This is a genomic window from Pontibacter chitinilyticus (assembly GCF_039748935.1).
Lineage (GTDB): Bacteria > Bacteroidota > Bacteroidia > Cytophagales > Hymenobacteraceae > Pontibacter > Pontibacter chitinilyticus.
In genome coordinates, this window is record NZ_JBDIZJ010000014.1 from 28,341 (window position 1) to 47,584 (window position 19,244).

A 19,244-nucleotide genomic window follows, 5' to 3' on the forward strand; every position below is an offset into this window, starting at 1 on the left:
GTTCCGTTCTTCCCTATCCAATAGCAGTACCATAGCCGATATATAATAAATAATATATAAATTCACCTGAAAATAAACCCATACTTCGGCCAAAGCGCTGCATCCGGCGTATAGCAAATAAACTATTTAAGCGGAAGTTTGTAGAGTAATTGGCAGCCTATCGGACTGCCGCACGTTAACAAGATACATGAGAAGCAAAAAAAATAAAGGCGGCGACGAGAGCCGCGACAAGCGCAGCAGCTCCAGAGGACGGGGCGAATCAGCATCAAAAGATAAAAGCTCATCCAGAGGTAAGTCTTCCGCTCGGGGAGAATCCTCCTCCCGGCGCGGCGGCAGTTCCGACCGCAAAGGCTCCCCAAAATCATTTAAAGCGCTCGTGCTGGAGGTATTTTCCAACAGCCCCGATGCCGTTTTTACCGAACGCTCTTTGTGCCGTCGCATGGGAGTGGTAGATAAAAAAGGACGGGAGCAGGTAACAAGTAGCCTGCAGGCACTTAAAAGCGAGAACAAGCTACTGCAGGTAGACGACGACAAGTACATGATGAACCTGAAAGTGGACATCATTACCGGTCGGGTGGACCTGGCCAATAGCAAGTATGCCTACATTGTGTCAGAAGGGCGAGAGGAGGACGTGCGTGTGTTCCGCGAGCACCTGAAGTATGCCATGGATGGCGATATCGTAAAAGTAGAAGTGTCGCCTACTGTACGCGGCGGCCGCCAGGAGGGCGTGGTGATCGAGGTGCTGGAGCGCAGCCGCACCGAACTGGTAGGTATCATGCAGCTTTCTAAGAATTTTGGTTTTGTAGTGCCCGATTTCAAGAAGCTCTACTTTGATGTGTTTGTGGGTGAACAGGGCCTAAATGGCGCAAATGCCGGCGACAAAGTGTTGGTGAAGATCGTAGAGTGGCCTACAAAGCCCGACAAAAACCCGGCAGGCGAGGTGATCCGTGTGTTTGGCCCTGCCGGCGAGAACGAAGCCGAGATCCACTCCATTATGGCCGAGTTTGGCTTGCCGTTTGAGTTTCCGGAGACAGTGGAGGAGGAGGCTGAAACCATTTCCGAAAAGATTCCGAAAGGCGAAATTGCCAAGCGCCGCGACTTCCGCGAGGTGACGACCTTTACCATTGACCCCGCCGATGCCAAAGACTTTGACGATGCCCTCTCTATCCAAAAGCTGGAGAACGGCCATTATGAAATAGGGGTGCATATTGCCGACGTAACGCATTATGTAACGCCGCGCACGCTGCTGGAGAAAGAAGCCTATCACCGCGCTACATCAGTATACCTGGTAGATAGAACTATTCCGATGTTGCCCGAGCGCCTCTCCAATGGCCTTTGCTCCCTTCGACCGAACGAAGAGAAGCTGACCTTCTCGGTTGTATTTGAGCTGGACGAAACAGGCAAACTCTACGATACCTGGTATGGCCGCACCATCATATACTCCGATCGTCGCTTTGCATACGAAGAGGCGCAGGAGCGCATCGAAACTGGTGAGGGCGACTTTGCCGAAGAGATCAACATTCTGAATGGTATTGCCAAAAAGCTGCAGGCAAAGCGCTTTAAGAACGGCGCTATCAGCTTCGAAACGACCGAGGTGAAGTTCCGGCTCGATGAAAACGGCAAACCGCTGTCGGTGTATGTGAAGGAACGGAAAGATGCCCACAAACTGATTGAAGAGTTTATGTTGCTGGCCAACCGCAAGGTAGCGGAGTATGTCTACAACCTCGGCAAAGGCAAAAAGCATCCGACCATGGTATACCGCGTGCACGGCTCGCCAGACCCGGAAAAGCTGAGTACCTTCTCGCTGTTTGCCCGTAAGTTTGGCTACAAAGTAGACCCTGATGGCGATATCTCGAAAGAGCTGAATACACTGACCGCTGAAATTGAAGGCAAGCCGGAGCAAAGCGTCCTGCAAAACCTGGCGATCCGGACAATGGCCAAGGCCAAGTATAGCACCGACGAAGAAGGCCACTTCGGTCTGGCTTTTCAGCACTACTCGCACTTTACCTCGCCTATCCGTCGTTACCCGGATATGATGGCGCATCGCCTGCTGCAGCATTACCTCGATGGCGGCAAGTCGGTAGATGAGGCAGAGTACGAAGAACGTTGCCAGCACTCTTCTGCCATGGAAAAACGTGCCGCTGACGCCGAGCGCGCCTCCATCAAGTATAAGCAGGTCGAGTTTATGAAAGATACCATCGGCAACCAGTATAAAGGCATTGTGTCCGGTGTTACAGAATGGGGTATCTTTGTGGAGATCGAAGAAAACAAGTGTGAAGGCATGGTGCGCCTCTCGGACCTGAACGACGATTATTACGAGCTCGATTCAGCCAATTACCGCATCATCGGCCGCCAGACCAAACGCATCATTTCGTTTGGCGATGAGGTGCTGGTAGAGGTGAAGAGTGCCAACCTGAATGACCGGACAATTGATCTGGAACTAATAGAAACCCTGAAAAGACATTAAGAAGACCTGTGGATATCTCACATCTCTCTAAAAAGATCAATCAAACTTTATCCACGTTGCGCTACGGTGAAAACCCGCCGGAACTGTACGAGCCTATCCGCTATATTATGGCACTTGGCGGCAAGCGCATCAGGCCGCTGTTAGTGCTGTTGGCGGCTGAAATGTACGATGAGGACGTTGAAAAGGCGCTTTTTCCGGCGGCGGCAGTAGAGGTTTTCCACAACTTCACGCTCATGCACGATGACATAATGGACCGTGCGCCACTGCGCCGCGGCGAGCAAACTGTGCATGAAAAGTGGAACGCCAATATTGCTATACTTAGTGGTGATGTAATGCTGGTGCGGGCCTACCAGTTGCTGTTAGGCGTGGAGCCAGCCAAACTGCCGCAGGTGCTGGATCTGTTCAGTGAAACAGCGGCCCAGGTATGCGAGGGCCAGCAACTGGACATGAACTTTGAGCAGCGCGAGCAGGTCAGCATACAGGAGTATATCCGGATGATCACGCTGAAGACGGCCGTGCTGCTGGGCTTCAGCTTAGAGTTAGGAGCTATTCTGCAGCATGCGCCCTTAGCAGATGCGGAGCACCTGAAAGCCTTTGGCGACAACATCGGCATTGCCTTTCAGCTGCGCGACGATTTGCTGGACGTGTATGGCGACAAAGAAAAGTTTGGCAAGCAGGTTGGCGGCGATATCCTCTCCGATAAAAAAACCTTTCTGATGCTCACGGCACTGGAGCAGGCCAACGAGCAGCAGCTACACACCATTAAAAGCTGGCGCAACCGCACCGACGAAAGTATAGCCGAAGAGAAAGTAAGTGCCGTAACGGCCGTATACGATGTGCTGAATATTCGGCACCAGACCGAGCAGCAGATAGAACACTATTTTCAGAAGGCCCTGCAGCACTTGAATGCTGTGCAACTGCCGGAAATACGCAAAGCTACTATTCGGGGGCTGGCACTGCAACTCATGGAGCGGGATAGTTGATTTGTTGAATGGCTGTATTGTTTGATTATCGGTTCTCAGGTATAGCCTGTTAAGGCTTTTGTTTAACTAAATAGTAAGCGAAAACCTTTGAGTTGCCTGGTTGCAGAAGTATAACAATAGCTCCCGCAGGCCAGATGGCTTAAAAGGTAGGGTATCGTCTTCATTTCTTATCCTGTGGTCATCCAAGCTATAACAGCAGCACCGTAAACTAGTACCACATTAACTAATTAGCATTATTAATTAACGCATGGAGTTAAACCTCACTTTTATACTTATTGGTATTACCGTTTTAGTATCGTGGGCTGCCTGGCAAAAGCCGGAGATGATGCACCAGTTGATCTTTCAACCTTATGCGGTGCAGCGCGACAACTCCTGGTACCGTTTCCTGACATCAGGCTTCCTGCATGCCGATTTCAGCCACCTGTTCTTCAATATGTTCACGCTATACTTCTTCGGTACCAATGTAGAATATACCTTCACCGGTATATTTGGCCTGATTCCGGGGGAGCTCTGCTACCTGCTGGTATACCTGGGCGGCATTATTGTGTCTGATATCCCCACTTTTCTGAAGCACCGCAACGACCCGCCTTACCGCGCTTTAGGAGCCTCGGGCGGCGTAGCCTCGGTGCTGTTTGCTAGCATCCTGTTTTACCCCATTACGCCCGTATGTCTGTTTGCGGCCTTATGTGTGCCAGGCTTTATCTTTGGCGTGCTCTACATGATGTATTCCTACTTTTCGGGCAGGCGAATGGCCGGCAACATTAACCACGATGCACACTTTTATGGTGCCCTGTATGGTTTTGTACTAAGCCTGGCATTGGTGCCCCAAACACTGCCAAACTTTTTTGAGCAGATTAGTCAGTGGCGTTTATTTTAAGAAAGATTAGCTGTATGGTACTTGTTTAATAGCCTCCGCCAGATCAGTTTTTAACTGTTAAAAGTATAGCTGCGTATAAAAAGCTATAGATTAGCTTACTAAACAACTTATATTTTGGACAGGAACCAATTAGCAGGATGGATAGGAATGGTACTGTTGCTGGCTATAGCGCTGCAACTGCAGACGCAGCAGTATGCGCTGGCTGTGCCCCAGCAAACGAACCTGATGACCTATGTGCTGCAACAGCGCCCTGTTCTGGCAGAATTGATCACCAAAGCCGGTTTAACACCTACCTTGTCCGGCCATGAAGCGTATACGTTGTTGGCTCCTCCGGAAGCAGCGCTCCAACGTTGGAAAGAGAAGTCTACTCCGGAACTGCGGAAGCTGTTAATGTCCCACCTGCTTAAAGGTAATTACCAGGAAAAAGACCTGAAAGATGGGGCGACTCTCCGCACCTTGGCCGGCACCAAAATTACCATCTGCCGTAAAGAAGGCAGCACCATGGTAGACGGGGTACGCATTGTAGCCGCTGACCAGGCAGTGCAAAATGGTATGCTGCACGGTTTAGCCGCTCCTTTAAGTATGTAAGAAAGCTTAAGAAGCCCTGTCCTTTACTCTTGACGGATACCGAAAGTAGTACTATTTCGCAGAGATTGTAGGGCATTAATCTCAAAACACGAATTACTTTCCTTAATTATTATACTTTAACTTGACTTTGTATAAGTCTGGTTAAGGAGGTCTGCGTATTAGTTTAGTATTACCCATGCAACTAGTACGTACAAATACCGCCCAAAAGAGTTCTGTTACAGCCATAGCTGTTAACCGTTGCTACGACCTGACTTATAATTCAATTGAAAACAGGTTATATTTTACAGTGAAAGGGTATTGGAAGAACTGTGAGTCGGTAGCGCATTACCTGCAGGACTGGCAAGCGGCTTTGCAGGCGGTGAAACCAAATTTTACCTTGCTAGCCGATTTAAGTTGTATGATAACGCACCCCCAGGAGGTAAGTAACCTGCACGTAGCTGCGCAACAGTTACTGAAAAAATCCGGTCTTCTGGAGGCTGCCTGTGTTTCCCCATCCGATAAAATAGCATCGCTGCAAATTACCTCTATTCAAAACCGCAGTAACTTAGCCATGCGTACTTTTGCCACTTGGCAAGAGGCACATACATACCTGGACGGCGTTTCTGCCAGCTTCCAGCAAGTATAATTAACTCTTAGTAATTGTGCCTGGTTGCCCTATTATCGCTGATGCAACCATGTCCTGGTAAACTAAGTTACAGGAATAATTCTTATATTTTTCCTGTTAGTGCTTGTTTTATTGTAAGTTACAGTATGCCGGGCGACAAAGCTACGGCAGCATCTAAGTCCTGTATTCTTGATGACGACCGAAATAAGCGTTGTATTGGGCATCATTGCACTGGCCGTCGTGTTGTTTGTAAGCGAGCGCCTGCCCATCGATACGGTTGCTATTCTGATCATGTCGCTGTTCATGCTGACGGGTATCCTCACGCCCATGGAAGGGCTCAGCGGCTTCAGCAACCCGGCTACCATCACGGTCGCCTGCATGTTCATCATCAGTTCGGCTATTTTTAAGTCAGGTGTCCTTAATAATGTGGGGCAGCTGCTAACCCGTATTGGTCGCCAGAATTACCTGCTCTGCCTGCTCTCATTGATGCTGATTTCCGGCACCTTGTCAGCTTTTATCAACGATACAGCCGTTGTAGCCCTGCTCATGCCGGTTGTGATCCAGGTATGTCAGGACATAAAAGTGAGCCCCTCCAAGCTGCTGATACCGCTGTCGTTTGGGGCGCTGATGGGTGGTGTCTGCACGCTGCTCGGCACTTCTACGAACATTTTAGTGAGTGGCATAGCGCAGGCACAGGGCGAACCGGCCCTGCGCATGTTTGAGTTTACGCCGGCCGGCATCTGGTTTGTGCTAGCCGGCATCTTGTATATGTTCTTTATCGGCAGGTACCTGCTCCCTAACCGCAAGTATACCACCGATCTGACCGATGAGTTTAACATGGGCGATTACCTTACAGAGGTAGTGCTGTTGCCCAGTTCTCCATCTGTGGGGAAGTCTATCAGCCGCACAAGCCTGGCCCAGCACCTGGATGTGGAAGTGCTGCAGGTAACCCGCGGCAAGCAGCAAAAAATTAAAGCTTATCCGGCGCTGGTGCTGCATGCCAACGACATATTGAAAGTACGCTGCAACGTAGAAAAGCTTAAGAAACTAAAAGATGTAGAAGGGTTGGAATTAAAGTCGGAGCGCAAGGGCTTTCAGCTCGCTAATTCTAAATTCTACGAAGCCATTGTAACGCCAAACTCTTACCTGGAGGGTAAATCATTAAAAGAGCTTAACTTCCGCTCCTACAATTATGGGGCATCAGTATTGGCCATCCGCCACCGCGACGAAATATTGCATGAGAAGATCACGCACGTAAAGCTTTCTGCCGGCGATGTGCTACTGATAACCGCCGACCAGCAGCAGGCCGAAAAGCTGCGGCAAAACGAAGACCTGTTGGTCATCTCACAATCAGAGCGAAGCCCTTATAACTATAGTAAGATCATTCCGGTGATGCTGATAAGCGTAGGTGTGGTTTTGGCTGCTACCCTGAACCTGGTGCCTATTGTGCTGAGTGCATTGGTCGGATCGGTGGCACTTGTAATTTTCCGGTGCCTCCGGGTCGATGAAGTATACAAAGCCATTGACTGGAAAGTGATCTTTATGCTGGCGGGGGTGCTGTCGATGGGAGTGGCCCTGGAGAAAACGGGCGCAGCCAAGCTTCTGGCCGACCACCTCATCGACTTAGTGGGAGTTTATGGGCCACACGTACTCCTATCGGTGTTCTTCTTTATCACTTTTGTCACTACCAATTTTATGTCGAACAATGCGACGGCGGCGCTGCTGGCGCCCATTGCCATTGTTACTGCCCGGGAACTGAATGTGAGTGTAAGACCTTTTTTGATGGCCGTAACATACGCCGCGTCCCTCAGCTTTATGACGCCCATGGGCTACCAGACCAACACCATGATCTATGGCCCCGGCAACTACCGCTTTAAAGATTACTTGAAAGTAGGGACCCCGCTCAACCTGCTGCTGTGGCTTATCGCCTCGCTCATACTACCCTATTTCTTCCCGTTTTAAGTATAAAGTATACCTGGGCTGATGTTCCACGTGGAGGCTACGGCTGCCAATGATTAGCTTTAACTTCATAAGAAAAGCCCCTTAAGTATTTCTCAAGGGGCTCATTTAAAAGAGGTATGGTCGTGTTAGTGAGTAATCCGAACCAACTCTTCCCGTTCATTAGCGCCTTTTACGCTCTTAGCTAGCACAAAGCCTAAGCCAGCCACATAGTATTTGTTTTCCACCACTTCCGGCTCCAGCGCTGAGTACTCTTTGATTCGTAAGGTGTTGGAAAAGTTTCCGTAAGGCACTTCCACCCTGTTGCCAGCGTCGAGCACCACAGCTTGGTCCACAGCTACGTCAGGGTAGTACTCCTGGTAATAAGGCCTGCCTTTGTGAGCTAACGGGTCAGCATACATGACAATGCCGGGCGCTGCGCCGTCTACACCTGCTTCCCATGATCCTTCGGTGCTGACAGAGCCATTGTCATAAGCTTTGGTGTTCTCTCCGAAGTACCACACATTGCCATCTTTGTCCTGAGCGTACCAATCATACGTGTCTTCCTGCACGTTACCTTCTTCATCGGTTGCCACGTCATGTACCACGCGGCAGGTAACGCCCATGATTTCCTTTGTATCCTGGGTTACAGCAACCTCTACGTTTTCGATTGTCGTGTCGCCTTCTTCCACGCTTGTGTTCACATAGTATAAAGTGGTGCCGGGAGTTAACGGATAATAAGGGTTTGTGATATTGGTCGCATAGTCCTTCGGGTCAATGTCAGTGCCAGGAATAGTTGGAGTGAACGAATCATCTTCGTTACAGGCTGTGATTGTGGCAAGGGCACAGCAAATTAGCAGCAAGAATTTGGTTGTTTTCATGTTATACAAAGTTTAAATGAACGACAGAAATAGTATAAGTATAACATCGTCTCCAACTGTAGAGGTGTTGGCAACGCAATCAGGGCAGGAATCCGTGGGAGACAGTTTACCTTTAAACGGCCGTATTTTTGGCAGGTTTTAGATATAAAGACTTATTTAAATTTGAAGCTGTTTTATTATGGTTTTGCCAGCATCGTTCCATTCTTCTGTGATATACAGAGCTACAGATACCCCTTCGCCTGCAGCAAAAACAGCTCCGCATACTTGCCGTTCTGCGCGAGCAGCTCCTCGTGCGAGCCCAGTTCCTTTAGCTGGCCCTGCTCCAGGAACAGAATGCGGTCGGCCATGCGGACGGTGGAGAAGCGGTGGGAGATGAGCACAGCTGTTTTGCCTTCGATGAGCTCGGAGAAGCGCAGGAACACCTCGTTCTCGGCGCGGGCATCCAGGGCGGAGGTCGGTTCGTCGAGGATCAGCAGCTGGGCCTCGCGCATGTAGGCCCGCGCCAGCGCCACCTTCTGCCACTCGCCCCCTGACAACTCTACACCATTGTTGAAGCGCTTGCCCAACACCTGCTCATACTTGTCGGGTAGCCGCTGAATCACTTGGTCTGCTAAACTTTTGTGGGCGGAGGTCTGGATGCGATCTTTGTCGGTGATATTGCTGATCTGGCCAATGGCGATGTTGTCAGAAGCGCTCATCTGGAACTTCACGTAATCCTGGAAAATGATGCCCACCTGGTGGCGCAGGTCGTTAAGGTCATAGTCGCGCAGGTCCACACCATCTAAAAGTATACGGCCTTCCGTAGGTTCGTAGAGGCGGGCCAGCAGCTTGACCAGCGTGGTTTTGCCCGCGCCGTTCTCACCTACCAGCGCCAGCTTCTCGCCTGCCCGCAAATGAAACGAGAGGTGCCGCACGGCCCAGCGCTCGCTGTTGTGGTACTTAAAGCCAACGTTCTCGAAGGTAAAGCCCTGCCGGATGGGGCGGGGTACTGGCAATGGTTTCTCCGGCGGCGTGATCTGCGGCCTTAGCTCCAGGAAGTCAAATAGGTCCTGCAAGTATAAAGCGCTCTCGGCAATCTGCGAGAAGCGCGTCATAATGCCTTGCAGCAGGCCCCGCATACTGTTAAACGAGCCCGCCAGGAAGGTGAGCGTACCCACCGTGATCAGACCCGCTACCGTCTGGAACAGGATGAACACGTAGGCGCCATAGTAGGCCAGCGTGCCCAACGAGGAAAGAATACTGCCCCACACAGCACGTCGCACGATCAGGCTTTTGTTGAGCAGGTAATAGCGGTCGGAGAGCAGTTTGAAGCGGCCCGATAGAAAGCCGGAAAGGTTAAAGGTCTTGATTTCCTTGGCCGTTTCGTCGGAGGCGCCAATGTAGCGGAGGTAGTCCAGCTCGCGGCGCTCGGGCGTCCAGGAGCGGGAGAGGGAGTAGGTGCGCTCGTTGAAGTGCGTCTCGCCCAGAAAGGACGGGATCACCGCGATCAAAAGGATCAGGATAAGCCAGGGGTTGAAGGCAATCAGGCCCACCGCCAGAAAAGCGATCGAGACGATATCCTGCCCCTGCGCCAGCACCTGCGACATGAGCACTACCCGCGTCACCGTCTGCCGCCGCGCCCGCTCCAGCTTGTCGTAAAAGGTGGCATCCTCGAACTGGGCCAGGTCCAGCGTAGCGGCGTGCTCGATCAGGGCAATGGAAGTGCGGTTGGAGAACAAATCGCCCAGCAGGCTGTCGAGCAGCGTGATGGCGCGGTTGATGAGGTCAGAGAGCACAGCCAGGCCCAGCTCCGCGGCCACTAGCAACCACAGGTAAGAGAGATCGCGCTCACCCGTTATGGCGATCAGCCGGATCACCTCGTCAATGATCAGCTTGCCCACATACAGCAGCAGCAGCGGAATAGCCGCTTTCACCAGGCGCAGCAGCAGGTTGCCAATGGTCATGCTCTTGCTCGTGCTCCAGATCAGCCGGAAGAATTTGGGCAGGTTCCGCAGCGCGCCCATCTGCTCGCGCAGGCTCTTTTTCTCCTTGTCCTGCGTGGCATTACCTCTTGCTCCCTTTATATTTTGTTTACTCATACTATATTTAAACGTGCGGCTGGCAATAGCTATACCGCTTGCGGCGGATTATGTTTTGAAACAGCCGGAAGGTATAAGTTATGAAGTATAAGCGGGCATCAAAGTGAAGGAGCTAGTAATAAATGCTTTTTATACTATATTTAGCATTAAATTCAGGGAAATGAAACAACTACATATAGTCATACTTTGGAGCGTTGCTTTGTTATGCGGTTTTAAAACCGTGGCGCAGAAGCAAGACGTGCAGTACATCAATAAGAGCGGCTATAAACAAGCGGCACCAGCCGATGCTTACTTTTTTGAAATAGTGGATGAAAATGAGAAAGGTGGCGGCACGCGGACGCGCTTCCTGGCCGCAGACAGTTCTAAGGTAAGCCTGTACACCTACAGCGACCTTGATGGGGGCAAGTATAAAACAGGTATTCGTAACGGCGATAACTTCCGATGGCATCCCAACGGCCAGTTAGCCGACAAAGGGTACTACAGCGATAATAAACTGGAGGGAATGTATCAAAACTGGCATCAGAACGGGCAACTCCAATATGTGATGCAGTATAAAGGTGGCCTGTTGCAGGATACCCTGAAAGGCTATGATGAGCAGGGGCGGCTACGGCGCCTAGAAGTATACCAGGACGATAAAATGCTGGCAGGGGAGGTATACGGAGAAGATGGCGCCGCACAGGACTTTTTCCCGATGAGAGAGTTGCCAATCTTTCCGGGAGGCGAGGCCAACATGCTCCGGTTCCTTTCCCAAACCATCAAGTATCCTAAAAAAGCTATTAAAGCAAAGATAGCCGGCTTGGTGGTACTGTCGTTCATGGTGCAGGAGAACGGGCAGATCACGGACTTGGACGTGATCAAGACATTAAGCCCTGAGACGGACCAGGAGGCGGTGCGCGTCGTGCAAGCAATGCCTGCCTGGGAACCCGGAAAGGAAGAGGGAAAACCCGTGGCTATGCGCTTTGTTTTACCGGTACGGTATTCCATTAACTAACCAACTTATGAAAAAACACCTCCTCTCCCTGCTGCTTATACTTGGAATAAGCGCCGGGGCCTTTGCCCAGCAAGCCCAGGTTTCTCCTGCTGATGTTGCCTCTCCGGAAGCCATCACCGCGGCGGGGCTGCGCCTTATCTCCGGACCCAAAGGGCAGGAGCGGGACATGGAAGCCTTCAAAGCGCTGTTTCTGCCCAACGCGCAGCTGGGCGGCGTGTTCTATAAAGGCGACAGCAGCTTTGTGCGCATCACTACGGTAGAGAAATTTGCCGAGCGAAATGGGCCGGCTTACAAGGAACTGGGTTTTTACGAAAAACAGTTATCAATTCGCATCAATAAGAATGACCACATTGCCACGGCTTTCCAGACCTACGAGACCCGCATGGGCAGCCCGAACGGCAAAGTAGAGGACTGGGGCGTGAACACCTACCAATTGGTGTATGACCAGGGGCGCTGGTGGATTGCCAGCCTTCTCTTTACCCCTAGAACTGAAAAAGGCCCTCCCCCAATGGAGTATCCGAAATAACCAAAATACAGTATGAGAGGGCTATGACGCGCTACCTGCTGTACTTCCTGACGGGCGTGGCCATTGCCACCGTTATCCTTTTCTTCAGAGGCTATGCGGCCGCACCGCATAATGCATACTCCGATGTGGCGCTGGTGGCAGGAATGACGTTGTTCGGGCTGGCCTCCTGGGTCACGCTTTTCCGCATCAAGGTCGGCTCGATCGTGGCCCTGCTTTGCGTGCTGGCAGTAGTGCCCTGGCTGGCGCGGATCGGGCTGCGGGTGTGGTCGCCGGAGGTGGATATAGCCTTTACAACTGTTCTGCGCCTCATTCACCTGGCACTGGCGCTGCTGGTGCTCTCGTCGGGCATCGTGAGCGCGCGTTATACCTTTAGCCACGGCTCCTGGCGCTCCGGCACAGCCGCCCCGGGCTTTATCCTCAAGCTTATACTTGCCTTTATCCCGCTAGCGTTGGTGGCGGGGTGGCTGCTGGTAATGGGGCAGGTATAAAGAAAAACCCGGCTAAGCTAGCCGGGCCTTGTCTCACCTTAAACAAACATATCTTTTCGGCACAAACAGTGCCTTTTCTTCTCTAAAACTCGCACCAGCTAGTGGGCTTTTCGTCCCTCCGGGCAATTCCCCTCCTCGGAGGGCCAGGGGTGGGTTCATCCTTTGCACGATAAAACCTACCAGCAAACGATCTCTCTTTGATCTATCAGTTTGAGGCCTCCAGCCTCAGTGGAGTCAGAGACTCCACCTTCACCCCGCGTCACGAATCTGGAGATTCGCGCCAGGGAGATAAAGAAGGCGCTTATCCCGGAGCAACCCTCTACTTCGCCACACCTTCTACCACCGATACCGCTGAGGCGCCGAAAAAGCCGATGCCGCCGTTGCTGATGTTGGTGGGCGCGTTGGCCGGCGGCGTCTCGAAGGGGCTGCCCGCTTCGTTCTGCTGGTTGAGCAGGGCCAGCCAGAATTCATAGGCGGGTTTATCGATGGAGTACATTTCTACCCGCAGCTTGTCGTTTTCTTTCAGCGCAAACTCCATGTCGGCGTGGCCATAGTTGCCGTCGTAGATGTCGTCTTTCAGCACGGCCAACTCATCCGGCTCCGCCACACCGTTAATGATGACATTCCAGCGGTAATAGTTGCCTCGCCCTGCCGGATCTGCAAAATGAATGATCGGATGGATGCCCTCGTCGCTGGTTTCGCCCTTTTTCTTGTAAACAAACGTGAGCGAGTCGATGAGGGAGACGGTAAGCATGTAGCTTTGGGCGGTATACGCCTGCCCGTTCACCACCGCCCGGAAGTAGTAGGTGTTGCCCGGCTTTCCCTGCAGCTTGGTGGTCTGGTAAATACCTTCCGCCACCTGCTTTAGCGTATCTACCGTGCCCTGGTTATCCGACACCACCACCAGCACGCCGTTCACGCCGGGCGTGCGGCCTTCGTCCAGGTAGCCTTTGGTATGGGAGAGGCGCACGGTGTAGGGGCCGGGCTGGTTGGTGATGAGGCCCTCCACCACCAGCCTGGTGTCGGCGGTGCGGAGCTCATAATCAATCACTTCTTCGCAGCTGCTGAAGGCAAAGGCCAGCAGGCTCAGGCTGAATAAAATATACTTTTTCATAGTTGGAAAGACTGTCGCTTAGAAATTGAAGTTATAGGTAACAGAAGGAATGATGCCGAACAGGTAAGTTTTCACCGCCTCGGTTTTGGTGGCATCGTTCTCGCTCTCGCGGAAGTATACCGAGAAGGCGTTTTTGCGGGCGTAGGCGTTGTAGATGCTCAACGTCCAGGAGCTGCTATACTTCCGGAACTCGTTTTTCGGCTTCTCATACGTGGCCGACAAATCGAGGCGGTGGTAGTCGGGCAGGCGGTAGCCGTTGCGCTCGGAGTAGAGCGGGTAGGTTTTGCCGTTATACTCGTAGCGGCCCACAGGCATGGTCACTGCGCCGCCGGTAGCGTAGGTCCAGTTGGCGCCGAAGTTGATGCTGGGGCTAAACTGGTAGGTGAGCACCACGTTGCCGGCGTGGCGGCGGTCGTAGCGCAGCGGGTAGGCCTTGCCGTTGTTGATGCCCGGCACCGTGCGCTCCGTCTTCGACAAAGTATAGCTGACCCAGCCGGTGAGCAGGCCCTTCTGCTTGCGCAGGTAAAACTCCGCCCCATAGGCCTCGCCGTTGCCGCGGAGCAGCTCTGTCTCCAGCCGGTCGTTCAGGAAGATCTCGGCGTAGTCCTTGTAGTCGATCTGGTTGTCCATCCACTTGTAGTATACTTCCACCGAGCCCTCAAACATGTTGTCGTGGAAATTGCGGAAGTAGCCGGCGGCCACCTGGTCGGCCAGCTGGGGCTGCACGTAGGTGCTGCTCGGGATCCAGATATCAAAAGGCATCGCCGAGGTGGAGTTCGATACCAGATGCAAATACTGGCGCATGCGGTTGTAGGAGGCTTTGATCGAGCTGGCCCCGTTCAGCTCATACTTGGCCGAGAGGCGCGGCTCCAGCCCGCTGTAGGTCTTGATCTTCTCGAAGCGGCCGTACGTCACCGTGTCCACCGGCATGTCGAAGTCGGGGCCATACTGGTATACTTTGCCGGGGCCCATGTTGGTGAAGCTGGAGAAGCGCAAGCCGTAGTCCAGGGTCAGCCGGTCGGTGAGCTGCTGCTCATTGCTCAGGTACAGGGCGCCCTCAAAGGCGCTGGTGGCATTCAGCTTGATGTTGCTTACGTACGATTCCGGCCCCGGCACCACCTCAGCGGGCATAAAATGGTGGTAGGTGCCCTGCAGGCCAAAGCGCAGCTGGTTCTTCGGGTTCAGGAAATAGGTATAATCGTTTTTGAGGCTATAGTCTTTGATGCGCGACTTCCACGTAAACTCCGACTCCGTCACCCGGGAGCCCAGCGCGTAGTCGAAGTCTGAGAAGATGAGGGTGGTGTTGGAGAACAGGCGGTCGTTGAAGAGGTGGTTCCAGCGCAGGGTAGCCGTGGCGTTGCCCCAGTCCATCATAAACTGCTTGTTGCCCGCCACGTCGCGCCCGAAGTAACCCGACACGAACAGCCGGTTCTTCTCATTTAAAGTATAATTCAGCTTGGTGTTGAGGTCGTAGAAGTAGAGTTGGTTGTTCTTCACCTCCGGGTCGGAGCTGGCTTTGAAGAACATGTCGGCATAGGTGCGGCGGCCGGAAATGATAAAAGAGCTCTTGTCCTTCACGATCGGCGCCTCCACCGTCAGGCGGCTGGAGACGGTGCCGATGCCGCCCGACACGGCCAGTTTCTTGCTGTTGCCCTCTTTCATCCGGATGTCCAGCAGCGAGGACAAGCGGCCGCCGTGTTGCGCCGGAATGCCGCCTTTGTAGAGCTGCACGTCTTTGATGGCATCGGCGTTGAAGACCGAGAAAAAGCCCATCAGGTGCGAGGCGTTGTACACCGGGGCCTCGTCAAGCAAGATCAGGTTCTGGTCCACGCCGCCGCCGCGCACGTAAAAGCCCGAGGTACCCTCGCCCGCCGTCTGCACGCCCGGCATCAGCTGCACCGCCTTCACCACGTCCACCTCGCCCAGCAGCGCCGGCATGTTCTTGATCTCCGCCACCTGCATTTTCAGCGTGCTCATCTCCATCGAGCGCACGTTGTGGTCTTCCTTGCGCGTGGTGATCTCCACCTCTTTCAAGGCCGTGGCGTTCTGGCGCAGCTCCACGTCAAGCTTCTGATTGGCATTCAGCTGCACGGGCTTGGAGGTGGTCACGTAGCCAAGGTAGTTGTACAGCAGCGTGTAGGTGCCCTTGGGCAGCGTGAGCGAGTAAAAACCGTACGCGTTGGTGCCCACGCCCACGCCAGGCAGTTCCTGCACGCCCACCGAGGCGCCGATCAGCCCCTCGCCGGAGGCATGGTCTTTCACGTAACCGCTGAGGGTCACTTTCTCCTGCGCCAGCGCCGGGAAGGCCAGCAGCCACAGGAGCGTCAAGATGAATAATTGCTTTTTCATGGTTTTATTTTGTAGCTAATGGATAAATGCACGGTTGGTGATCAACGCTGCAAAAGTATAGCAGGCGCGAGGGTGGTGCTTTATAGAATTTCTGCTAGAGTTTATATAATTTACTATTTCCTTCTCCGGCTGCGACCATCGAGAGGCATGTTGGTGCCATAGCACAGGCAGCTTTCGGCAAAAGCCAAAGCATACAAGAGCAAGAGAGGAGTGAAACTCAAGGCAACGGGTAGTGCCGCAATCCAGGGGTGGGACAACAGTGCTGGTGTAGCAGCAACAACGCTAAGTGGGTGTGAAAGAATAATCTCATAGTTTTATAGGTTGGGTTGGTCGTAAGTGCATGGTATGGCAAGAGGAAGATTGCCTAGTGCGGCAGCATTGTCTCTATCCTGCTTTCGGCTGCAAAAGTAGAAGGAAGACCTTAGCAGGAAAAGCCTCTTTCTCTACTCCTGCGCTTCTTTTGGATGAAGACGGACATTCTGGAGATGAACCGCGAAAAACACTGGATAAAGCTTTGCTTTTCTGCCGCCTAGGTAAAAATTCAAGCTTTTTACCAGCAAAGACTGCCCGGCTTGATCACACGTTGATAGCTGCTGCATCGGAAGGTCTTCCTCTCACTAAATGAGAAAAGCCCCACCAAAATGGCTGGGGCTTTCTCTCACCTTAAAACAAACTAAACTAATCTAAACTTTAACTAACCTTATCTTTACCTGTCGATTTCTCTTTTTACTTGCCAGCTCCTGGCCGGCTTCGGAATCAGGAAGCCACGAAATTTTTTTCAAAAAGTCGCGAAGCCATTTGGATACCTTAAAACTAGTTTTTATATTAGCCTTCCCAAAATACGGCTCTCCTTAATTCGGGTGCAAAAGTATGCGATTGGTTTTGATTTAGAAAAGAAAACCAGCAAAATATTTTTGCATTATTTCTATTTCCCCTCTATTGATAATTAATTTCCTGGTTATCAAATATTTATAAATTAAAATATTTTGCATGCGTCTGGCATTCCTTTCATTGAAGGCGTGCTACAAGCAGGCAAATTTCGCTTTCGGTGTAAATCAGATCGTTGGCTAGTGGCTGCTTGCTCAGGGCGAGCGGACGTGTGCCAGGGCCTCCAGCACGGGTGGTACCGTGTGCGCAATGGCTTTCTGCAACTCCTGCACTTGGTCATTGAGCGGCTCGCCCGTCCATTCATCCATAAAAAACTTTTTCACGGAGATGCTGATCACGCAGGCGCTATCGCCAAACGTCTCGTGCACCCAGTGCATGAAATGGCCTCCCGTGTCCTGCACGTTCTGACGCACATCCAGGTGGCGGCCTTGGTAGTTGTAGGCATGCAGGCTGTGTTGAAAAGCTTCTACCACCGGTGCCCACCGCTCATGGTTCATGTTGCCGGTGGTAATGTTTACCTCCGGGTTCTCTTCCGGGTCGGCCACAGGGCCCGTGGGGCCTTGCAGCTTGTGGTTGTAAGTGTGCAGGTCGTAAATCACAAAGCAGCCGTGCAGCTGCTTTAGCTTTAGCAGCATCTGCCGCACATCGTGGTAAAAGCTGGTATAGCGCACCAGCGACTCCTTCTCCTGCGCTTCAGGTAAACCGTTCTTCCACACCTGCAGGCCGTTCACCGCCTCACCGCTTTTGTATACCGCTTCCTCCGGCGGGCGGTCCAGGTCCATTTCAAAACGGGAGTTGTGGCCAATGATCCGGCTGTCCGTCACGGTGGCCCAGTCGGCCGTAAAAGGTGCCTCCTCGCGCAGGCGCTCCTCGGGCGTCAGGCTAAAAAGATCTTTTAAGCTGTGGCGCACCTTATGCCCGTTGTGAAGGCAGGCAGCCACCAGTGGGCTCTCGCCGCGGGTGATGGTGTAGTACCGGGTATCTACTTTTATTTGTGGCATAGCGCTATGGTCAGGCCATAGTTCTACCCTTTGTAGCAGCCGAAGGTTTTAGCATAAAATGGGTTTTGAGGTTGAGGCGGGCTTGGGTACTTTTACAAAGTATAGAGCAGGACGATGGAAAATAAATATGCGGCTGTCGTGGCCGAGCGCACAAGTGAGGAACTGCTGCAGCTTTTGCAGGAGCGGGAGCAGTATGAGCCGGAAGTGGTGCTGGCGGTAGTAGATGAACTGGAGCGCCGGGGAGTGGCGGGGCCGGAACTAATGGAGATGCGCCAGGAAGCTGAACGCCTGCAGCAGGCCCAACGGGAGCTGGCCCAGCAGCCCGGAACAACAGCCGAGAAGCTGCAGGACTTTGGAAAGCTGTTCGTGCCGCAGCCCGGCTACTTCATCACGCCCATCCTGCTGGACCTCAACCTGCTGGCATTTGGCCTGATGCTCCTGCTGGGCATCAACTTTATGGACCCGGATGCGGCCTCGCTGATCGCCATCGGCGGCAACTTTGGCCCTTATACCTTGTCGGGGGAGTGGTGGCGGCTGCTGACCTGCGTGTTCCTTCATGCCGGCATCATCCACCTTGCCTTTAACATGCTGGCACTGGTAAGCGTGGGGCGGGTGTTGGAGCCACTAGTGGGCAAGTGGCCCTTCCTGATCGCTTACCTGCTGTGCGGGTTGGCGGGCAGCATTACCAGCTTGTGGTGGGATAGTATGCGGGCGGGCGTAGGCGCCTCGGGGGCTATCTTTGGTATGTTCGGCATGTTGCTGGTGATTATGCTGCTGGAGCAAAAGCTGCACTGGCAGCAGAAGAAAGGCATGCTCTTAAACCTTGGTTTTGTGCTGGTGCTGAACCTGGCCTTCGGCATGAAAAGCGGCATCGACAATGCGGCCCACTCCGGTGGCCTGGTTTGTGGATTACTGTTTGGTACGGTGTTGCTGCTGCGCTCTAACCGGCAGATCACCCAGCAGTATAGTGCTAAGGGCAATGCCGTGATGGCGGGAGTGGGGCTGTTGCTCCTGCTGGTATTTTATCAGTCGGTGCCGTTTACAGGGCAGGCCCGGCTGGCCTACACGCTGGACCAAGTGGGCAACAAGGAGGCGCAGGCCATGCATGTGCTGCAGGCTCTTGTTGAGGAAGGCGAGAAAGCCAAGGCAGCTGATTTTGTGCCCCTGCTGGAGCAAGGTGTTTCTCAGTTAAATGAAAGCATTATTTTGCTGCAAGGCATAGATGATGCTACCGGTGCCGATAAAGATAGAATAACAGTAATGCTTCAATACCTACTGCTGCGCAAACAATCTTTCGAATTGCTGCGTGACAACCTGCAGCAGCACCGGCCCTGGCAGAACCCGCGGCAAGAGCAGCTGCTCAGGACCATCAATCAGTATGTTAGCAACTTACAGAAAGGAGAGCCGCAAGAGAAGTAGGTACCATTTGAGGCTGGTAGCAACACAGAAGGCCTTGGTATGTAGTGGAGTT

Annotated in this window: 15 protein-coding genes; 10 read left to right on the forward strand and 5 right to left on the reverse strand. The window is 52.7% G+C overall.

Annotated elements, in window-relative coordinates; translation table 11 throughout:
- Nucleotides 1-187: 187 nt before the first annotated feature.
- From rnr to ABDW72_RS17545, 6 genes are all read left to right on the forward strand, one after another.
- On the forward strand, nt 188-2,467 hold the full coding sequence (gene rnr / locus ABDW72_RS17520; protein ID WP_347159901.1) for a ribonuclease R: 2,280 nt from the start codon (nt 188-190) through the stop codon (nt 2,465-2,467).
- Between the two features lie 8 nt (nt 2,468-2,475).
- On the forward strand, nt 2,476-3,450 hold the full coding sequence (locus ABDW72_RS17525; RefSeq protein WP_347159902.1) for a polyprenyl synthetase family protein: 975 nt from the start codon (nt 2,476-2,478) through the stop codon (nt 3,448-3,450).
- 247 nt (nt 3,451-3,697) lie between these two features.
- Nucleotides 3,698-4,327 carry a rhomboid family intramembrane serine protease gene (locus ABDW72_RS17530; protein ID WP_347159903.1) on the forward strand — a complete coding sequence of 210 codons (630 nt, stop codon included), beginning with the start codon at nt 3,698-3,700 and terminating at the stop codon, nt 4,325-4,327.
- 114 nt (nt 4,328-4,441) lie between these two features.
- Nucleotides 4,442-4,915, forward strand: a complete 474-nt coding sequence (locus ABDW72_RS17535; RefSeq protein WP_347159904.1) for a fasciclin domain-containing protein — start codon at nt 4,442-4,444, stop codon at nt 4,913-4,915.
- A gap of 175 nt (nt 4,916-5,090) precedes the next feature.
- Nucleotides 5,091-5,540 carry a hypothetical protein gene (locus ABDW72_RS17540; RefSeq protein ID WP_347159905.1) on the forward strand — a complete coding sequence of 150 codons (450 nt, stop codon included), beginning with the start codon at nt 5,091-5,093 and terminating at the stop codon, nt 5,538-5,540.
- Nucleotides 5,541-5,711: 171 nt separating this feature from the next.
- Nucleotides 5,712-7,481, forward strand: coding sequence for an SLC13 family permease (locus ABDW72_RS17545; RefSeq protein ID WP_347159906.1), 1,770 nt, complete (start codon nt 5,712-5,714; stop codon nt 7,479-7,481).
- A gap of 125 nt (nt 7,482-7,606) precedes the next feature.
- Here the strand turns inward: ABDW72_RS17545 and ABDW72_RS17550 are convergent, their stop codons facing one another.
- Both ABDW72_RS17550 and ABDW72_RS17555 read right to left on the reverse strand, forming a co-directional pair.
- On the reverse strand, nt 7,607-8,338 hold the full coding sequence (locus ABDW72_RS17550; RefSeq protein WP_347159907.1) for a hypothetical protein: 732 nt from the start codon (nt 8,336-8,338) through the stop codon (nt 7,607-7,609).
- Nucleotides 8,339-8,559: 221 nt separating this feature from the next.
- The gene (locus ABDW72_RS17555) at nt 8,560-10,416 is read right to left on the reverse strand and encodes an ABC transporter ATP-binding protein (RefSeq protein ID WP_347159908.1); all 1,857 of its coding nucleotides are present in this window, start codon (nt 10,414-10,416) and stop codon (nt 8,560-8,562) included.
- 160 nt (nt 10,417-10,576) lie between these two features.
- Between ABDW72_RS17555 and ABDW72_RS17560 the strand changes: the two genes are divergently transcribed.
- Genes ABDW72_RS17560 through ABDW72_RS17570 form a run of 3 tightly spaced genes read left to right on the forward strand, consistent with a single transcriptional unit; the run spans nt 10,577 to nt 12,421 of the window.
- Nucleotides 10,577-11,407 carry a TonB family protein gene (locus tag ABDW72_RS17560; protein WP_347159909.1) on the forward strand — a complete coding sequence of 277 codons (831 nt, stop codon included), beginning with the start codon at nt 10,577-10,579 and terminating at the stop codon, nt 11,405-11,407.
- Between the two features lie 7 nt (nt 11,408-11,414).
- A complete protein-coding gene (locus ABDW72_RS17565) occupies nt 11,415-11,933 on the forward strand; it encodes a hypothetical protein (protein WP_347159910.1) in 519 nt (172 codons plus the stop codon).
- Nucleotides 11,934-11,956: 23 nt separating this feature from the next.
- On the forward strand, nt 11,957-12,421 hold the full coding sequence (locus tag ABDW72_RS17570; protein ID WP_347159911.1) for a hypothetical protein: 465 nt from the start codon (nt 11,957-11,959) through the stop codon (nt 12,419-12,421).
- 319 nt (nt 12,422-12,740) lie between these two features.
- On the opposite strand, the gene ABDW72_RS17575 is transcribed toward ABDW72_RS17570, so the two are convergent.
- From ABDW72_RS17575 to ABDW72_RS17585, 3 genes are all read right to left on the reverse strand, one after another.
- Complete coding sequence (locus ABDW72_RS17575) at nt 12,741-13,535, reverse strand: DUF4249 domain-containing protein (RefSeq protein ID WP_347159912.1); 795 nt, start codon at nt 13,533-13,535, stop codon at nt 12,741-12,743.
- Between the two features lie 18 nt (nt 13,536-13,553).
- Nucleotides 13,554-15,884 carry a TonB-dependent receptor gene (locus tag ABDW72_RS17580; protein ID WP_347159913.1) on the reverse strand — a complete coding sequence of 777 codons (2,331 nt, stop codon included), beginning with the start codon at nt 15,882-15,884 and terminating at the stop codon, nt 13,554-13,556.
- A 1,082-nt stretch (nt 15,885-16,966) separates the two neighbouring features.
- Complete coding sequence (locus tag ABDW72_RS17585; RefSeq protein ID WP_347159914.1) at nt 16,967-17,773, reverse strand: N-formylglutamate amidohydrolase; 807 nt, start codon at nt 17,771-17,773, stop codon at nt 16,967-16,969.
- A 114-nt stretch (nt 17,774-17,887) separates the two neighbouring features.
- Between ABDW72_RS17585 and ABDW72_RS17590 the strand changes: the two genes are divergently transcribed.
- Nucleotides 17,888-19,192 (forward strand): rhomboid family intramembrane serine protease, encoded by a 1,305-nt coding sequence (locus ABDW72_RS17590; protein ID WP_347159915.1) that lies wholly within the window; start codon nt 17,888-17,890, stop codon nt 19,190-19,192.
- Nucleotides 19,193-19,244: the final 52 nt, after the last annotated feature.

Excerpts from the sequence above, each read along its gene's own strand:
- rnr (WP_347159901.1), top strand. The coding sequence starts at position 188 with ATGAGAAGCAAAAAAAATAAAGGCGGCGACGAGAGCCGCGACAAGCGC.
- ABDW72_RS17530 (WP_347159903.1), top strand. The coding sequence starts at position 3,698 with ATGGAGTTAAACCTCACTTTTATACTTATTGGTATTACCGTTTTAGTA.
- ABDW72_RS17540 (WP_347159905.1), top strand. The coding sequence starts at position 5,091 with ATGCAACTAGTACGTACAAATACCGCCCAAAAGAGTTCTGTTACAGCC.
- ABDW72_RS17545 (WP_347159906.1), top strand. The coding sequence starts at position 5,712 with ATGACGACCGAAATAAGCGTTGTATTGGGCATCATTGCACTGGCCGTC.
- ABDW72_RS17550 (WP_347159907.1), bottom strand. The coding sequence starts at position 8,338 with ATGAAAACAACCAAATTCTTGCTGCTAATTTGCTGTGCCCTTGCCACA.
- ABDW72_RS17555 (WP_347159908.1), bottom strand. The coding sequence starts at position 10,416 with ATGAGTAAACAAAATATAAAGGGAGCAAGAGGTAATGCCACGCAGGAC.
- ABDW72_RS17560 (WP_347159909.1), top strand. The coding sequence starts at position 10,577 with ATGAAACAACTACATATAGTCATACTTTGGAGCGTTGCTTTGTTATGC.
- ABDW72_RS17565 (WP_347159910.1), top strand. The coding sequence starts at position 11,415 with ATGAAAAAACACCTCCTCTCCCTGCTGCTTATACTTGGAATAAGCGCC.
- ABDW72_RS17570 (WP_347159911.1), top strand. The coding sequence starts at position 11,957 with ATGACGCGCTACCTGCTGTACTTCCTGACGGGCGTGGCCATTGCCACC.
- ABDW72_RS17575 (WP_347159912.1), bottom strand. The coding sequence starts at position 13,535 with ATGAAAAAGTATATTTTATTCAGCCTGAGCCTGCTGGCCTTTGCCTTC.
- ABDW72_RS17580 (WP_347159913.1), bottom strand. The coding sequence starts at position 15,884 with ATGAAAAAGCAATTATTCATCTTGACGCTCCTGTGGCTGCTGGCCTTC.
- ABDW72_RS17585 (WP_347159914.1), bottom strand. The coding sequence starts at position 17,773 with ATGCCACAAATAAAAGTAGATACCCGGTACTACACCATCACCCGCGGC.
- ABDW72_RS17590 (WP_347159915.1), top strand. The coding sequence starts at position 17,888 with ATGGAAAATAAATATGCGGCTGTCGTGGCCGAGCGCACAAGTGAGGAA.